This window comes from Streptomyces sp. CB01580 (genome assembly GCF_001905795.1).
Classification (GTDB): Bacteria; Actinomycetota; Actinomycetes; order Streptomycetales; family Streptomycetaceae; genus Streptomyces.
Map to the genome: position 1 here is coordinate 165,977 of NZ_LIXJ01000002.1, position 16,588 is coordinate 182,564.

13 protein-coding genes and 1 pseudogene are annotated in these 16,588 nt (G+C 72.4%); 7 read left to right on the forward strand and 7 right to left on the reverse strand.

What is annotated here, in order from left to right:
* Positions 1–94: 94 nt before the first annotated feature.
* Both AMK22_RS03265 and AMK22_RS03270 read right to left on the reverse strand, forming a co-directional pair.
* Positions 95–505: an SCO4983 family protein gene (locus AMK22_RS03265; protein WP_073781688.1), complete on the reverse strand. Its 411-nt coding sequence runs from the start codon at positions 503–505 to the stop codon at positions 95–97.
* A gap of 143 nt (positions 506–648) precedes the next feature.
* Positions 649–1,860, reverse strand: a complete 1,212-nt coding sequence (locus AMK22_RS03270; RefSeq protein ID WP_073781689.1) for a pyridoxal phosphate-dependent aminotransferase — start codon at positions 1,858–1,860, stop codon at positions 649–651.
* Between the two features lie 312 nt (positions 1,861–2,172).
* Here AMK22_RS03270 and AMK22_RS40500 point away from each other — a divergent pair.
* Together AMK22_RS40500 and AMK22_RS03280 are read left to right on the forward strand one after the other, a co-directional pair.
* A pseudogene (locus AMK22_RS40500) lies at positions 2,173–2,631 on the forward strand (GyrI-like domain-containing protein); the annotation flags it as partial.
* A gap of 373 nt (positions 2,632–3,004) precedes the next feature.
* Positions 3,005–3,895 (forward strand): S1 family peptidase, encoded by an 891-nt coding sequence (locus AMK22_RS03280; protein WP_073781972.1) that lies wholly within the window; start codon positions 3,005–3,007, stop codon positions 3,893–3,895.
* Positions 3,896–3,996: 101 nt separating this feature from the next.
* Here AMK22_RS03280 and AMK22_RS03285 read toward each other — a convergent pair whose 3' ends face one another.
* Positions 3,997–4,950: a TetR/AcrR family transcriptional regulator gene (locus AMK22_RS03285; RefSeq protein WP_073781690.1), complete on the reverse strand. Its 954-nt coding sequence runs from the start codon at positions 4,948–4,950 to the stop codon at positions 3,997–3,999.
* Between the two features lie 86 nt (positions 4,951–5,036).
* Here AMK22_RS03285 and AMK22_RS03290 point away from each other — a divergent pair, with 86 nt between their 5' ends.
* Entirely contained in the window at positions 5,037–5,942 is a 906-nt protein-coding gene (locus AMK22_RS03290; protein ID WP_073781691.1) for a siderophore-interacting protein, read from the forward strand.
* Between the two features lie 121 nt (positions 5,943–6,063).
* On the opposite strand, the gene AMK22_RS03295 is transcribed toward AMK22_RS03290, so the two are convergent.
* Together AMK22_RS03295 and AMK22_RS40505 are read right to left on the reverse strand one after the other, a co-directional pair.
* Entirely contained in the window at positions 6,064–7,701 is a 1,638-nt protein-coding gene (locus AMK22_RS03295) for an N-acyl-D-amino-acid deacylase family protein (protein ID WP_073781692.1), read from the reverse strand.
* Positions 7,702–7,773: 72 nt separating this feature from the next.
* The gene (locus tag AMK22_RS40505) at positions 7,774–9,180 is read right to left on the reverse strand and encodes an alanine racemase (RefSeq protein WP_073781693.1); all 1,407 of its coding nucleotides are present in this window, start codon (positions 9,178–9,180) and stop codon (positions 7,774–7,776) included.
* Between the two features lie 287 nt (positions 9,181–9,467).
* Between AMK22_RS40505 and AMK22_RS03305 the strand changes: the two genes are divergently transcribed.
* Genes AMK22_RS03305 through AMK22_RS03315 form a run of 4 tightly spaced genes read left to right on the forward strand, consistent with a single transcriptional unit; the run spans position 9,468 to position 11,988 of the window.
* Positions 9,468–10,646, forward strand: coding sequence for a sugar kinase (locus AMK22_RS03305; RefSeq protein ID WP_073781694.1), 1,179 nt, complete (start codon positions 9,468–9,470; stop codon positions 10,644–10,646).
* A complete protein-coding gene (locus tag AMK22_RS39385) occupies positions 10,643–10,816 on the forward strand; it encodes a hypothetical protein (RefSeq protein ID WP_158072021.1) in 174 nt (57 codons plus the stop codon). Before AMK22_RS03305 ends, AMK22_RS39385 begins: the two co-directional genes overlap by 4 nt.
* The gene (locus AMK22_RS03310; RefSeq protein WP_073781695.1) at positions 10,813–11,571 is read left to right on the forward strand and encodes an IclR family transcriptional regulator; all 759 of its coding nucleotides are present in this window, start codon (positions 10,813–10,815) and stop codon (positions 11,569–11,571) included. Before AMK22_RS39385 ends, AMK22_RS03310 begins: the two co-directional genes overlap by 4 nt.
* A gap of 6 nt (positions 11,572–11,577) precedes the next feature.
* Positions 11,578–11,988 (forward strand): RidA family protein, encoded by a 411-nt coding sequence (locus tag AMK22_RS03315; protein ID WP_073781696.1) that lies wholly within the window; start codon positions 11,578–11,580, stop codon positions 11,986–11,988.
* A gap of 124 nt (positions 11,989–12,112) precedes the next feature.
* On the opposite strand, the gene AMK22_RS41720 is transcribed toward AMK22_RS03315, so the two are convergent.
* A complete protein-coding gene (locus tag AMK22_RS41720) occupies positions 12,113–14,254 on the reverse strand; it encodes a serine/threonine-protein kinase (RefSeq protein ID WP_073781697.1) in 2,142 nt (713 codons plus the stop codon).
* A 376-nt stretch (positions 14,255–14,630) separates the two neighbouring features.
* The gene (locus tag AMK22_RS03325; protein WP_443333269.1) at positions 14,631–16,331 is read right to left on the reverse strand and encodes a chitinase; all 1,701 of its coding nucleotides are present in this window, start codon (positions 16,329–16,331) and stop codon (positions 14,631–14,633) included.
* Between the last annotated feature and the right edge of the window lie 257 nt (positions 16,332–16,588).

A 16,588-nucleotide genomic window follows, 5' to 3' on the forward strand; every position in this document is an offset into this window, starting at 1 on the left:
CCGGGGCGTTCGAAAAAGGCGGCGAAAGGGGTATTTCTCCGATAGTTGAATGGCGCCCGGTCCACGCGCCTCGGCGGCCCGTGGACCGGGGCCGTCAGAGGGCGCCGACCAGTCGTGACGGGGTGCCGGACGCGGTGGGCGGGGCTGTCGCCGCCGTGTGGGCGTCCATGCGCTCGGCCGCGAGGATCGCGACGACGGTGTCGGCGCGGGACGCGGCCACCACCAGCGCCCGGCCCGCGAGGGCGTGTGCGCGGCGGTGGAGGGTGGGCGCGGGTGCTTCGCTCCGGCCGACGTGCCGGGCCGGCGGCGTACCGCGCAGCCGGGCGACCTGCTCGGCGATACGGTCGCCCGCCGCGTCCAGCCCCAGTTCGTCGGTGACCGCGAGCAGCGCGGCCAGGTGTCCGGCGAGCTGGATGTCCAGCTCCTCCTCGCGGGAGCGGTGCGGGAAGTCGCCGACGTGGTCGGCCGGTGTGTGGACCGATTTGGTGCGGATCGGCTCGTACATGGATGGCCTCCTGGTGTCGCAGTAGGGCCATCCTACATTAGATTTAGTCTAAAGTTGTCTGCGGTCGAGGTGCGGGTGGTGTCCGGCCGCGGCGGGGCCGGACGTCGCGGCCGGGTCCGTTCGGCGGGGCGGGCATCGACCTGTCAAGGCTGGCCGTATCCGTCCAGGAAGTGCGCGATCCTGGTCACCGCGTCCGTCAGGTCCTCGGCCGAGGGCAGGGTCACGACGCGGAAGTGGTCGGGCTCCGGCCAGTTGAACCCGGTGCCGTGCACGACCATGATCTTCTCGGCCCGCAGCAGGTCGAGCACCATCTGCCGGTCGTCCTTGATCTTGTAGACCTTGGGATCGAGGCGCGGGAAGAGATACAGCGCCCCCTTCGGCTTCACACACGTCACGCCCGGGATCCGGGTCAGCAGGTCGTACGCGACGTCCCGCTGCTCCCGCATCCGACCGCCCGGCAGCACCAGCTCGTCGATCGACTGCCGTCCGCCGAGGGCGGTGGCCACGGCGTGCTGGGACGGCATGTTGGCGCAGAGCCGCATGTTGGCGAGGATCGTCAGACCCTCGATGTACGAGGCGGCGTGCGCCTTCGGGCCGCAGACCGCCAGCCAGCCCGACCGGTATCCGGCCACCCGGTAGTTCTTGGAGAGCCCGTTGAAGGTGAGCACCAGCAGGTCGGGGGCGATCGTCGCGGTGGGGGTGTGGGTGGCGCCGTCGTACAGGATCCGGTCGTAGATCTCGTCCGAGCAGACGACCAGGTTGTGCCGCCGGGCGATCTCCGTGAGCCCGCGCAGCATCGCGTCGTCGTAGACCGCGCCCGTCGGATTGTTCGGGTTGATGATCACGAGCGCCTTGGTGCGGTCGGTGATCCTCCGCTCGATGTCGGCGAGGTCCGGCATCCAGTCGGACTGCTCGTCGCAGCGGTAGTGCACCGCCGTGCCGCCCGCCAGCGAGACCGACGCCGTCCACAGCGGGTAGTCCGGAGCGGGTACCAGCACCTCGTCGCCGTCGTCGAGCAGCGCCTGCATCGACATCTGGATCAGCTCGGAGACGCCGTTGCCCAGATAGACGTCCTCGACATCGAGCTCGATGCCCTTGGTCTGGTAGTGCTGCACCACCGCCCGCCGCGCGGACAGCAGCCCTTTCGCGTCGCCGTAGCCGTGCGCCCCGGAGAGGTTGCGCAGTATGTCCTCGAGGATCTCGGGCGGGCACTCGAACCCGAACGCGGCAGGGTTGCCGGTGTTGAGCTTGAGGATGCGATGACCGGCCGCCTCCAGCCGCATCGCCTCCTCCAGCACGGGGCCCCGGATTTCGTAACAGACGTTGGCGAGCTTCGTGGACTGGATGACCTGCATGTCCCGGAGCTTACGGCCGGGCCTCCGGGGGCGCCGGGCTTTCGTCGCCGGTTGCCCCGCCCGGCGCATCGGGTCGCCGTCACCGTGTCTTCCATAGCCATGCGTCCCCCGTCCCCGGACCGTGGGATCGCCGGTCGGGGACGGGGCGGGGCTTGGAATGGGCCGGAACGGGGACGTGACGCACACGGACGGGTGAGATGGGACACGTGCGTGTCCCGGACGCTCGCGTGGGCGGCGCGTTCCCGAGAGCTCCGGTCCGGGCAGGGGGCGGGCGCCCTCGGGGCCGGGACCGGAGTCTGGGCCGGCACCGGGCGCGTGGTCGGCAGGAAGGTGCGGGTTCCGCTGGTGCACGAGGGGGCGAATCCGGCCATCGTCGCTTTCGTCCGGGGCATCGGCGAGGACACCGTACGACGCATCGGCGAACTGTCCGATCAGGAGCCGCGCGGAATCGTCGGGGTGAGCGACGATCTCGCGGCGAGCAGGGCGGAGGGGACCGAACTCGACTACTACCACGGCGTGGTGACGGGCTCGGCCGTGCCCGGGGACCTGGACGCGCTGGAGGTCCCGGCGGGCACCTGGGCCGTCTTCGGGAGTTCGGGACCCTTCCCGCAGGCGCTCCAGTACCTGTGGCGGGACGTCTTCACCCAGTGGTTCCCGTCCCATTCGTACCGGAGCCGGCCGGGGCCCGAGATCCTGAGCACCCGGCTGTCGGAGGACGGCGGCCGGGCCGACGCCGAGCTCTGGATCCCGGTGGAGCACGTGACCGGCTGAGAGCCTGTCGGGTGACCTCTGGCCGGGCGGCCACGCCCTGGCACGCACGCTTCCGGCGTTGCCGGGATGTCCCGGTAGCGCCGCTACCAGGACATCCCGGGACATCCCGGCGCCTTGGAATCGCACGCACCACGTCGCGTCCGCTTTCCGGCCGAAGGTCACCCGACAGGCTCTGAGGCGGTCGGCGCCGGGTCCGGTCGGGGCACATGGCGGCTCCGGGTCGGCCCGTCGTGGACCGGGCCCGAGCATTGGCCGGAAATCGCCCCTTGTTGGGGATCCCCTCCGTACGCAAGCATGCGCATGTCAAATCGAAGGAACTTCGGTAGCCGGGGTCGTCGAGGCCCCGCGCATGTCGCTGGAGGGGACCCCCCACATGAAAAAGCCTCTCGTCGGTGCGCTCTTCGCCGTTCTGCTTCTCGGGGCGGGAACCGCACCCGCCGTCGCGGCCACCGGCCAGGAAGCGGCGACGGCCGGCAAGGCGGCGGTCGGCACGGCCGCGGCCGACACGGTCAAGGCGAAGGTCACGCCCCGGGCGGTCAACTTCGCCGGGACCGTGGCGCTCAGCAACTGTTCCGGCTCCGTCGTCCGTACGCCCGACTCCCAGCCCTCCGACCCCGCGCTGGTGCTCTCCAACGGGCACTGCATGGAGACGGGCTTCCCGGGCCCCGGTCAGGTGGTGTTCAACCGGTCGTCCAGCCGTAGCTTCACCCTGCTGAACGCCTCCGGCAGCGGCGTCGCCACGCTGCGGGCCAGCAAGATCGCGTACGGGACGATGACGGACACCGACATCTCGGTGTACCAACTCACCAGCACCTACGCGCAGATCGAGAGCAACTACGGCATCAAGGCGCTGGAGCTCAACACCGCGCACCCCGTCCAGGGCACCGCGATCACGGTGGTCTCCGGCTACTGGAAGCGCACGTACTCCTGCAACGTGGACGGATTCGTCTACCGGCTCAAGGAAGGCCAGTGGACCTGGAAGGACTCGGTCCGCTACACCTCCGCCTGCCAGACCATCGGCGGCACGTCCGGCTCCCCGGTGATCGACAACGCCACCGGCAAGGTCGTCGCGGTCAACAACACCGGCAACGAGAACGGCCAGAGCTGCACGGACAACAACCCGTGCGAGGTGGACGAGAGCGGCAATGTGACGGTGCGCAAGGGAATCAACTACGCCCAGCAGACCTACGGCCTCGTGCCGTGCATCGGCCCGGGCAACAAGTTCGACCTCAACCGGGCGGGATGCGCCCTGCCCAAGCCGTGAGCCGCTGAGCCCTCCGTCGCCGTGGCCGCCCGTGCCGACCGGGCGGCCACGGCGACGCCGTGCGTCGGGGTCCGGGGCTCGCGGGCTCGGGGCCTGCGGGCTCAGGGCCTGCCCGTGCGCCTGATCGCCGCCTCGATCCCGTCGAGCAGTACGTCGAGGCCGACAGTGAACGTCTTCCGTGCCTCGCGTTCCAGGAACGGCATCGTCTCCTCGTCGCCCTCGGCCGAGCCGTCGCCCGCCTCCTCGCTGTGCCCGCCTCCGCCGTCGCCCTCGTCCTCGCCCCTGTCCGTGACGGACGGCGGTCGCGGCGCGCCGGCGCGTTCCATCGCGCTCAGGCTCGGATAGCGGTCCGCGAAGTCCGGAGCCACCTCGCCCAGCAGCGCCGAGCGGGCGAACCACCACTCCTCGTCCGGCTCGCCCGTCGCCACCGCCGCCTCCCGCGCCTCGGCGACCGTTCCGGCGCAGCCCCGCACGAAGTGGGTCAGCGTGCCCACCAGTCGTCGCACCAGCCGCGCTTCGAGCCCGGTTCGGGTCAGCAGGCGTACGAGGGTGTCCAGTGCGGCGTACTCGTGCGGGCCGAGGACTGGACGGGCCTGGGAGACCTGGAGCACCCAGGGGTGGCGCAGAAGGAATTCGAGCGTGTCCCGCGCCCATGCGGTCAGCCCGGCCCGCCAGTCGTCGCCGCCCGGCCGCTCCCCTTCGGCGCCCGGGTGCCTGCCGCCCTCCGGTGCGTGAGCCTCGGTGAAGGCCGCGTAGTCGCGGGGCAGTTCGGCGTGGACCGCGTCGTACATGAGGTCCAGCAGCTCGCCCTTGCTGGGGACGTACGTGTACAGCGCCATCGCCGTGCGGTCCAGCCGCTCGCCCACCGCGCGCATCGAGAGCGCGGCCATGCCCTCCTCGTCGGCGACGGAAATCGCGGCGGTCACGATCGCGTCCACGCTCAGTCCCGGCCGGGGGCCCGGACCGGGGGTGCGACGCGGCTGCTCCGGCCGCTCCGCGCGCCACAGCAGGGACATCGAACGCCGGGCGTCGCCCTGTCCGGCATAGACCACCACTTGCAACTCCTTACGCCATAAAGTAATTTCGCCGAGGCGATTTCAATTCCTTATGGCGTAAAGTATCAGGAGAGGTCGGTGTCGGGATGGGTAACGCGTTGCCTGTGTCGTACGTGCGGGTCGTGGGCGTGGAGCGGATCACTCCGCGGGTCGCGCGTGTCTCCTTCGCCGCGGACGTGGGCGAGGGCGCGGACGTGCGGAGTCTCGCGGAGATCCTGGAGGACCGTCCCGATCAGCAGATGAAACTGTGCTTCCCCCGGGAGGGGCAGGACGTGCCCCGGCTCCCGGTGCCCGACGCCGACGACGCGCACGGCATGCGGTGGTACGAGGCGTACCTCGCGATCCCCGAGCCCGAACGTCCGCTCATGCGAAGCTTCACCGTGCGCGGGTACGACCGCGCGAGCGGTGTGATGACGGTCGACTTCGTGCTGCACGGTGACGACGGCCCCGCCGCCCGCTGGGGCCGGGGCGCGCGCCCGGGGGAGGTGCTCGGCATGGTCGGCCCGTCGGCGGCGTACGCCCGGCCGCTGCCCGCGGCCGACTGGTTGCTGCTGGCCGGTGACGAGACGGCGCTCCCGGCGATCGGGACGCTCCTGGAGTCCCTGCCGGCCGGGTCGCGCGCGGTCGTGTACGCCGAGGTCGCCGACGCGGCGGAGCACCGGATGCTGCACTCGCCGGGCGAGGTGTCCGTCCACTGGGTGGACCGGGACCGGGGCGGGGCATTGGTGGACGCGGTACGGGCGGCCGAACTGCCCCCCGGGCCGGGGGCCGCCTGGCTGGCCGGTGAGGCCGGGGCGGTACGGGCGCTGCGCCGTCACCTGGTCGGGGAACGCGGACTGCCCCGGAACGCCGTGGAGTTCAGCGGCTACTGGCGGGCGAACCTGACCCAGGACGACGCGCCGACCGAGGAGGACCTGGCCTGGGCCAGGGAACGGGCGGCGGAGGTGGCAGAGGCGACGAAGGCGGCGGAGGAGGTGACGGAGGCCTCGTAGCCCGCATGGCCCTCATGGGGCTCATGGACCTCATGGGCTCCGCCGGGGCCCGGGGGCGCTGTGGTCCTTATGCGAGGGCTTCCGGTCCTCGCCCCGTCCCTCACCCCGTACTGTCCGCCCCTCACCCCTGGACGGTCCGGCCCTCGCCGCGTACGGCGCGGCCCGCCAGTACCTGGGTCCGGCGGCCGTCCTCGATGACGAAGCGACCGTCGATCAGCACGTGCGGGATGCCGGTCGGAAGCGTGCGCGGCTTCTCGAACGTCGAACCCGCCGCCACCGTCGCCGGATCGAACAGGACCAGATCGGCGCGGTGGCCCTCGCGGACGTACCCGCGGTCGGCCAGGCGCAGCCGGCGTGCGGGGCGGGAGGTGAGGTGGGCGACGCACTCCTCCAGCGACAGGATGCCCAACTCCCGTACGTACCGGCCGAGATACCTCGGGAAGGTGCCATAGGCGCGGGGGTGCGGCTTGTCACCCTGGAGGATGCCGTCGCTACCGCCGGTGTGCACCCGGTGCCGCATGATCCGCCGGACGTTCTCCTCGTGGCCCACGTGCTGGAGGATCGTGGAGCCGAGCCGGTCCTCGACGAGCAGCCGGCGGGCGGTCGCCCAGGGGGCCTCGCCGCGCAGCCGGGCCGACTCGGCCACCGTACGGCCGACGTACTCGGCGAGGCCCGGCGCGGTGACTCCCGAGATCTCGATCGTGTCCCACTCGATCGGCACGCCGTGGCAGCCGTCCGAGCCCACCACCTCCATGTCGTGCCGTATCCGTTCCGCGGTGACGCCGTCGGCGAGGCGGGCCAGCACCGCGTCGGGGCCGCCCTCGCCCGCCCAGCTCGGCAGCATCGCGACGAGGGTGGTGCTGCCGGGGGTGTACGGGTAGCTGTCGAGGGAGATGTCGGCGCCCGCGTCCAGCGCCGCGTCGAGCAGGGCCAGCAGCTCCGGGGCCCGTCCCTCGTTCACCCCGAAGTTCATGGTGGCGTGGGCGAGATGGAGCGCGCAGCCCGCGTTCCGGGTCAGCCGCACCATTTCCTCGTACGCCGCCGGCGCGCCCGCCCCGTACGAGCGGTGGTGGGGGCAGTAGTAGCCGCCGTACCGGGCCACCACCCTGCACAGTTCGGTGAGTTCGGCGTCGTCCGCGTACATGCCGGGCGTGTAGGTGAGGCCGGAGGACATGCCGACCGCGCCCTCCGCCATGCCCTGGGCGACGAGTTCCCTCATGCGGTTCAGCTCGGCTTCGGTGGGCGGGCGGTCCACCCAGCCCATCACGTGCATCCTGACCGTGCCCTGCGGGACGAGATAGGCGGCGTTGACCGCGATGCCCCGGCCGTCGAATCCGTGGTCCAGACGGTCCAGGTACTCGCCGACCGTGCGCCAGTCGAAGTCGACACCGGAGTCCTCGGGCCCGCCCCCGTTCCAGCCGGCGATGGCGCGGCGCACCTCGGCGAGCGTCCGGTCGTCGGCCGGGGCGTACGACAGGCCGTCCTGGCCGAGGACTTCGAGCGTGACGCCCTGTGCGGCCTTGGCGCTGTGGTCGGGGTCGCGCAGCAGGGCCAGGTCGCTGTGCGCGTGCATGTCGATGAAGCCGGGGGAGAGCGCGAGCCCGTCGGCGTCGAGCACGCGGCGGCCCGAGGGGCGGGGGCCGGGCGCGTCCTCGGGGTGGATCGCGGCGATCCGGCCGCCGTCGACCGCCACGTCGGCGCGCCGGGCGGGAGAGCCGGTGCCGTCGATGACGTACGCGTCGCGGATGACCAGGTCCATGGGATCGCCTGTCTGTGGATCGAGCGACTGATCGGGGATCGGGGCCGATGGGGGATCGGGAGCGATCGGGGATCAGAAGAAGGTGCGGATGTAGTCGGTGACGGTGCCGTCCGCCTCGACCAGCGGGATCAGCTGCCACTTGTCGAAGCTGGTGCACGGATGCGACAGACCCATGCCGACCCAGTCGCCGACCTCCAGCTCGGCGCCGGGCTCGGTGCTCAGCCAGGTGTGCTGGTCGGAGAGCCCGCCGACCGTGATGCCCGTCGCGGGCCGGACCGTGCCGTCGCGCCCGGAGCGTACGACCCGGGCCTGCGGCAGATCGAGGTCGTACGCCGCGTCCCGCTTGCCCGCGTTGAGGAACGCCTGCCCGGGGGAGGGACGGGAGACGACCTGGGCCCAGAGCCGGAAGGCGGGCCGCAGAGCCCCCTCCTCGGGGACGCGGTTGAACGGGGTGAGGTGGCGGTAGTGGCCGTCGTCGTGCGAGACGTACGCCCCCGAGCGCAGCAGCTTCAGTACGGGGCGGGAGAGTTCGGGGATCTGTGCGAACACGTCCGCCACCGCGTCGAACCACGCACTGCCGCCCGCACTGATCACGATGCCGTCGTCGATGGCGTCCGCCGCGCGTCGCGTGGCCGCTCCGGCCTCTGCCGCGGCCGGTTCGGCTGCTTCCCCGGCCGCTCCGGCTTCTTCCGGTGCCGTTTTTGATGCCGCGAGCCGGCCTCCCCGGTCCTTCCGGCCGAACCTGCCTTCCCGGTCGAAGGCGACGGCCAGCGCGACGAGCCGCCGCAGCCACTCGCGGACCCGCTCGTCCGACGCGTCCGGCACCTCGCCCTCGTACCCGGCCACGCCCACCAACCGCAGGGTCCCGGTCGCGGCCACCGCGTCGGCGACCGCCGCGCACTCCGCCTCGGTGCGTACGCCGGTGCGTGCGCCCTCGCCCGCACCCAGCTCCACGACGACGTCCACGGGGCGGGACGCGCCCGCCGCCCGCAACGCCTCGTCCATCAGCTCCACGCCGCGCACCGAGTCGACGTAGCAGACGAAGCGGAACTCCGGGTCGCGGTCCAGCTCACCGGCGAGCCAGCGCAGGGCCGCGGCGTCGACGAGTTCGTTGGCGAGGAAGATCCGCCGGATCCCGTACGCCCGGTAGACCCGCGCCTGGTGCGGCACGGCGGCCGTGATGCCCCAGGCGCCGTGCTCCAGCTGGCGGGCGAAGAGCTGCGGGGACATGGACGTCTTGCCGTGCGGGGCGAAGGCCAGCCCGTGGCGCTCCGCGTACGACTCCAGCAGCGCGAGGTTGTGTGCGACCGACTCGGCGGACAGGGCGAGCACCGGGGTGGTGAAGCCGCCCGTGAAGAGATCGCGCCGTTCGGCGGCGAGGGCGCCGACGGTCAGGCCCTCCGCGTCGGGCGGGAGCGCCTTGAAGCGGTGGTCGATCAGCTCGTCGGCGAGTCCGGCCACGGGGCGGTCGGCGGCCAAGGGTGCCTCCTCGATCGAAGCGTCGTCACGGCGGAAGCCGCGGTTGCATCATATGCAACGTCCATTGCGTATATCGCTTGTCGCTGTCTAACATCCGAGCCGACACCGGGTCAATGGCAGCACGGCGCCGGGGCATCGGCGAGACCGGGCGCCACTCTCCGGGATCCGCCGCACCGTCCTGGCCGTCGCACCGCCGCCCCGACCACCGTACGGACCGCTCACCGGCCGCCCACCGCCATGTCGGCCGCCCCGAACGACCGCACCACCGATCACGCGAGGAGCCCCGAGTGCCCGGAACCCCGGCCAGGACCGCCGACACCGGCTCCGTCCCGCCCGTCGACGTCGTGTGCCTCGGCGAGTCCATGGTGACCTTCCTGCCGTCGCGGCCCGGCCGTCTCGCCGACGTGCCCTCCTTCAGCCGCGGCATCGGCGGCGCCGAGTCCAACGTCGCCTGCGCGCTCGCCGCGGCCGGCCACCGGGCGGCCTGGGTCAGCAGGGTCGGCGCGGACGGGTTCGGGGACCACCTCGTCGAGGCCGTCGCGGGGTACGGGGTCGACACCTCCGCGGTGCGGCGCGATCCGACGCGGCCCACCGGCATCTACTTCCGTACGGCGACGGACCGGGGCACCGACGTGCACGAGGTCGCCTACTACCGGGCCGGTTCCGCCGCCTCCGCGATGTCCCCGGACAACGTCCCGTACGAGGCGCTGTTCGCGGCCCGCGTGCTGCACCTGTCCGGCATCACGGCAGCGCTCTCCGCAGACTGCCTGGCCCTGCTCCGCGACCTGACCCCGCCCCGTCCCGGACGCCCGCTGGTCTCCTTCGACGTCAACCACCGGCCCGGCCTGTGGCGCGACGCCGCCGCGGGCCCCGGAGTGCTGTTGGACCTGGCGCGCGGCTGCGACCTGGTCTTCGTCGGCGAGGACGAGGCGGAGGAGGCGTGGGGGCTGAACGGGGCCGAGGCGATCCGCGCGGCGCTCCCCGGGCCGGCGGTCCTGGTCGTGAAGCGCGGTGCCGAGGGGGCCACGGTCTTCTCGCGTACGGGAGGCGCGGTCGCCGGAGAGGCGGGCGACGGAGCAGCGGATGCCGGAGCAGCGGACTCCGGACGGGCCGACACCGGACGGACCGGTACCGGGCGGACCGGTACCGGACGGGCCGGTACCGGGCGGACCGACACCGTCACCAGCGTCCCCGCCCTCCGCGTCGACGTGGTCGCACCCGTCGGCGCCGGTGACGCCTTCGCCGCTGGGTTCCTCTCCGCGACCCTGCGGGGCCTGGGCGTACGCGACCGGGTCCGGCACGGCCACCTCATGGCCGCCGCCGTGCTCACCGTCCCCGGGGACCTCACGACCCCGCCGTCCCGCGCCCGCGCCGACGCCCTCGCCGCGCTGGACGACGAGGCCTGGGGGAGACTTCGTCTCGGCCCCGGGTGGACGGGGGAGGAGCAGGAGGTACGTACGACGTGAGCGACCGCGACCAGCGAACGGGCGGGACGGGCCGGCCGGGCGCCCCGAGCGAGCACCCGGCCGAGCGCCCCTCCGGGCCTTCGACCGAGCACCCGTCCGGGCATCCGGCCACGGGTGGCGAGGGCCGCAGGGACAGCGAGGGCCGCGGGGACAGCGAGGTGCGCGCATGAGCCAGACCGTCGACCGCGCGCTGAGCATCCTGCCGCTGCTCGCCCAGGGGCCCGCCGACCTCGGACAGGTGGCCGAGCGGCTCGGCGTCCACAAGTCCACCGCGCTGCGCCTGCTCCGTACGCTCCACGAACACGGCCTCGTCTACCGCCAGCAGGACCAGCGCTACCGCCTCGGTGCCCGCCTCTTCGCCCTCGCGCAGGAAGCCGTGGAGAACCTCGACGTACGCGAGATCGCCCACCCCCACCTCGTCGAACTCAACGAGAGCTGCGGCCACACCGTGCACCTCGCGGTGTACGAGGAGAACGAGGTCCTCTACATCGACAAGGTCGAGAGCCGCTACCCGGTCCGCATGTACTCCCGGATCGGCAAGCCCGTCGCGATCACCGTCGCCGCCGTGGCGAAGCTGCTCCTCGCCGACCTTCCCGAACCCGAGCGGCGCGCCGTCGCCGAGAGGCTCGACTACCCCATGTACACGCCCCGTTCGACCCCGAACGCCGGTGCCTTCCTCAAGGAACTCGCCGTCGTCCGCGAACAGGGCTGGGCCACCGACCTCGGCGGCCACGAGGAGTCCATCAACTGTGTCGCCGCCCCCGTCCGGGGCGCGGACGGACGCGTGGTCGCCGCGATGTCGGTCTCCGCGCCCAACGTCGTCGTCACGGCCGAGGAACTCCTCACCCTGCTCCCGCTGGTGCGCCGCACCGCCGACGCCATCAGCCGGGACTACTCCGGCACCAACCAACCCAGGAGAGCCTGAACAGCCATGACCGAGAAGACCGCCCTCACCCCGAGCACCCACACCACGCCGCCGGCGAAGTTCTCGCACGGGGTGAAGAAGGGGAACATCCTCCAGGTCGCCGGCCAGGTCGGTTTCCTCCCCGCCGTCGAGGGCCAGGCACCGACCCCGGCCGGTCCGACGCTGCGGGAGCAGACGCTCCAGACCTTCGCCAACGTCGAGGCGATCCTGGAGGAGGGCGGCGCGACCTGGGACGACGTGATGATGATGCGCGTCTACCTCACGGACGTGGACCACTTCGCCGAGATGAACGAGATCTACAACGCCTACTTCGCCGAGCAGGACCTGAAGGCCCCGCCCGCCGCCCGCACCACGGTCTACGTCGGGCTGCCCAAGGGCCTGCTCATCGAGATCGACGCGCTCGCGGTCCTCGGCTGATCCGACCCCCGTGCGGGACCGCAGGGCCGCGGGAGCACCGCGCCGTGCTCCTGCGGCCCCGGCCGACCGACCCCGGCCCCCGGGAAACCGCCCGTCGGGCCCCGGCGGCCGTACCGCTCGGGCCTCAGCGGCTGTACGTCGTGCACAGGACGTTCTTGCCGCCGTCCACGTCGTAGATCCAGTAGTAGTTCCGGTCGTCCCGGCTCCGGGAGCAATAGCCCTGCGGATAGGTCTTCTGCGCCCGGTGGTACCCGGTGATCCGCAGGGTCGCGTTGAAGCCTGCGGGAACCTTCTCCGCGTCGCAGCTCCAGACGTTCATGAGGCGCGACTTGGTGACCTTCGTGCCGCTGATCCTGGCCACGAAGCACTGGCCCGTGCGGAACTGGCGCTCCACGCACAACGACACGCCGAAGTCCGGCACCGAGCCCGAGTGGTACCAGTACGTACGGCCGTTGCCCACCGGGCAGTCGCCGAAGCGGATCCCCTTCCGCGCGGACGTCACCCGCGTGTAGGCGTCGGCGGCCCCGCAGGACACCGTGCGCGGCACGGACGTGGACCAGTCCTCGTAGCCGTCGTCGTACGCGGTGAGGCAGTCCCCGGTCGAAACGTTGCGGAAGGCGGTGTCGGTGGCGTCGGGCGTGGGGGCGGGGTCGTCGACGGTGGAGGAGGACGAACGGGCGCCGCTTCCGGTTCCGCTGCCGCCACCGGAGGACGAGGTGTACCCGCCGCCGGACGAACTGGTGGACGTGCTGGTGCCGCCGTCGGAGTCCGGTTTCCACGGCTGCCAGACCAGCAGCACGACGAGGATCACCGGCAGGAGCCACCAGCCGCCGGAGGAGCCGTTCCCCGTCGCCGGGGCGGCGGCACGCGAGCCGGAGCCGGCGGCCGAGCCGGAGCCCGCGCCGGGGGAGGCCGACGGGCGCGAGGACGACGAGGCCCTGGTGCGGGCCCGTTCCTGACGGAGCCGTTCCTCGCCCCGTCGCTTCTCGGCCCGTTCGGCGTCGAGCCGGGCGGCACGTTCGCGCGCGGCCCGCTTCTCGGCCCGTTCCCGTTCCGCGCGCTCGTGCTCACGGGCCGCCCGCTCCCGTTCCCGCGCCCGCTTCCGTTCCTCCTCCCGCTGCCGCTCCCGCTCGCGCTCCCGTTCCTGGGCCTTCTCCCGTTCCCGCGCCTGCTCCTGCTCCCGTTCCCGGGCCCGTTCACGCTCCTGTTCCCGTTCGCGCTGCCTGGCCCTCTCCCGTTCCGCACGTGCCCTCTCCTCCACCGCGACGTCCCCGGTGTACACACGGGTCCGGGGCGGAGGCGGCACCGCCGACGTGCGCTGGTCCACAGTCGGTTCGTCGGCGCCGGCCGTCGCGGAGCGGCGCAGTTCGTGGCCTCGTCGCTCGTACTCCTCGATCAGTGCCGTCCAGCGCGGCGGCAGCCAGCGACTCCCGCTCTGCGAGAACGGCAACCCGGCCATCGACCGTCGGAACTCGCGCAGCACGTCCGCCGGTGCGGGACGGTCCGCCGACCGCACCGCCAGACAGGGACGGATCAGCGGGACGAGGTCCTTCGGCAGCCCGTCGAGGTGCAGTTCACCGCGCTGCACCCGCCCGAGCAGCGCGAGCGTGTCGCCGTCGGCCCGGTACGGGGGCCGTCCCGTGGCCAGATGGAAGAGGGTGGCGCCCAGTGAGTACACGTCGGACGCCGCCGTCGAGCCCTCGCCACGGGCCTGCTCGGGCGAGGTGAAGGCGATGGTGCCGAGGGTGAGGCCGGTCAGGGTGAGATCGTTGGCGTGCGAGATGCCGAAATCGATCAGGCGGGGGCCGGTCAACGGCAGCAGGATGTTCTGCGGTTTCACGTCCCGGTGGACGATGTTCCCGCGATGCAGCACGACGAGCGCCTCGGCCGTCCCGGCCGCCAGCCACCGTACCGCCGATGCGGGTAACACCCCTGCGGAGCGCACCAGTTCGGACAGGGAGGGGGCGGGTATGTAGTCGATGGCCATCCAGGGGATTCCGGCGTCCGGATCGGCCTCCCGCACGCGCGCCGTGAACGCGCTGTCGATCCGCTGCGCCACCTTCACCTCGCGGGCGAACCTGCGCCGGTCGACGGGGCCGGCCTCCCCTTCCGCCAACAGCGTCTTGACCGCTACGAGTTGTCCGTCCGCTGCCTGCGCGAGGTAGATCCGCCCCATCCCGCCGGAGGCCAGCCGCCCGAGCAGCCGGTACGCGCCGAGCGTCGCCGGATCTCTCTCGCCCAGTGCCTCCAGCCGTGGCCCCGCCATGTCGCTCCCCCCGTCGCCGCATGGTGTGCCGAACAGGGTCCCACGGGAACCCCGCGGCCGTCCCGTGCCGCGACGGCGCGACATCCATGACGGGCTCGTTCGGGCCGGGGGGTGTGGAAGCGCGCGCCGGGCACGAGCCCGGCTCCCCTCCGCGCACCGCACGTCGCGCGCCGCCGGACCGCTCGCTCAGTCGTCCCCCCTCCAGTACATGGGACCGCTCTGCATCCCGTAGTACCCCTTCGCGACATAGGGCGCGGGTTCTGAAGCCGCGCGGCACTGCACGGCGGAAACCCTCTGACACACGCAGCAGCGCCGCCGGGGGAGCGGCGGCGCTGCTGGTCAGGGATGCTGCACGGCGGTCGACGCCGTGGCGGGGTTACGGCAGTCCGTGGACGTGCGGGGCCACCGCGTTCGACCAGGCGTTGCCCGACTTGGCGTCCCAGTTGGTCGACCAGGTCATCGCGCCGCGGATGCCCGGGTACTTCTTCGAGGGCTTGAAGTTGCCGCAGTCGGTGCCCGAGGCCAGGCAGTCCAGGGCCGCGTTCACGACCGACGGGGAGACGTAGCCGCCGCCCGCGCCGCTGGTGGAGGCGGGGAGGCCGAGGCCGACCTGCGACGGGTCGAGGCCGCCCTCCAGCTGGATGCAGGCGAGCGCGGTCAGGAAGTCCACCGAGCCCTGCGAGTACACCTTGCCGTCGCAGCCGAGCATGGAACCGCTGTTGTAGTACTGCGTGTTGACGACGGTCAGGATGTCCTTGACGTTGAGCGCCGTCTTGAAGTACTCGCCCGAGGTCGACTGCATGTCGATCGTCTGCGGCGCCATCGTGATGACGAGGCCGGAGCCCACCTTCTGCGACAGCAGGCGCAGCGCCTTCGTCATGTACGTGGAGTTGAGGCCGTTCTCCAGGTCGATGTCGACGCCGGTGAAGCCGTACTCCTGGATGAGGGTGTGGATCGAGTTCGCGAAGTTGGTGGCGGAGGCGTCGTTGTTGACCGAGACGGTCCCCTTCTCGCCGCCGACCGAGATGATGACGTTCTTCCCGGCGGCCTGCTTGGCCTTGATGTCGGCCTTGAACTGGTCGACGGTGTAACCGTTCAGCCCGGCCGTGTCCAGGTTGAAGGTGACGGCGCCCGGCGTGGTCGTGGCGTCGGCGAAGGAGACCGCGATGATGTCGTAGTTCGCGGGCACGTCGCTGAGCTTCTGCACGGTCGCGCCGTTGTTGAAGTTCTGCCAGTAGCCGGTCACCGCGTGCTTGGGCACGGAGGGGTTCGGGTTGGGGGTGCCGCCGCCGTCCTTGGCCGTACGGGCGCTGACGGAAGCGGACTTGACGGACTCGCCGGCCGCGTTGGTGGCGGTCACGGCGAACTGGTACGCCGTGTCGGCGGCCAGGCCCGTGATGGTGGCGGAGGTCCCGGTGGCCGTGGTGGCCTTGGCGCCGTCCTTGTAGACCGTGTAGCCGGTCGCGCCGGACACCGCGTTCCAGGAGAGCGACACGGAGGAGGTCGTGGCCGTGCCGACCGCGAGACCGGCGGGCGCGCCGGGCACCTGCGGCGTCTCGCCGCCACCGTCGCCGCCGTCGGGGCCGCTGACCGAGACGTCGTCGACCAGGTAGGGGGCCTGCCCGTACCAGCCGTGCGTGTACACCGTGACCGAGGTGGTGCTCGGGCCGGTCTTGAACGTGGTCGTCAGCCGGGTCCAGCCGGTGGAGCCGGGCGACCAGGTGGAGACGTCGGTGGTCCCGGTGCCGTCGGCGCCGAGGTACGCGTATCCGCCCTGCACCCAGGAGCTGAGCGTGTAGGTCGAGTCCGGCTTCACCTTGACGGTCTGGGAGCAGCGCGCGTTGTCCGCTCCGGCCGGGGTGGCCTTGAGGGCGCCGGTGCCGCCGTGCACGGGGGAGGAGACCACCTCGCCGGTGCCGCCGGAACACGTCCAGTCGGCCAGCCCCGCCTCGAAGCCCGGGTTCTTGGCGACATTGACGTCGGCGGCCTGGGCGCTGCCGACGAGGGCGGTGGCGGTGAGCGCGCCGGCCGCGAGGACGGCCATCGCGGTGCCGAGCAGCGGCCGGGTGTGGCGCATCCGGGCTCTGGGCCCGTGGGCGGGGGAGAGTTCCACTGTGCTGCCTCCGTGGGGGAGTCGGGGGGAATCGGACGGTGAGGGCCGACGGGTGGGGGCCGACGGGTGGGGAAGGCGGACGCGGCACACGGGCCGCTGTCCGGGGGTGGACCGGAGGGCGGGCGGGGCGGGTTGACGGGCGGTCGGTGCTGCGGCGGTGTGTCCCCGGAGCACGGAAATGGGGTGAGGCTCGGGGACGAGGCCGGGGATGGGGGACGACT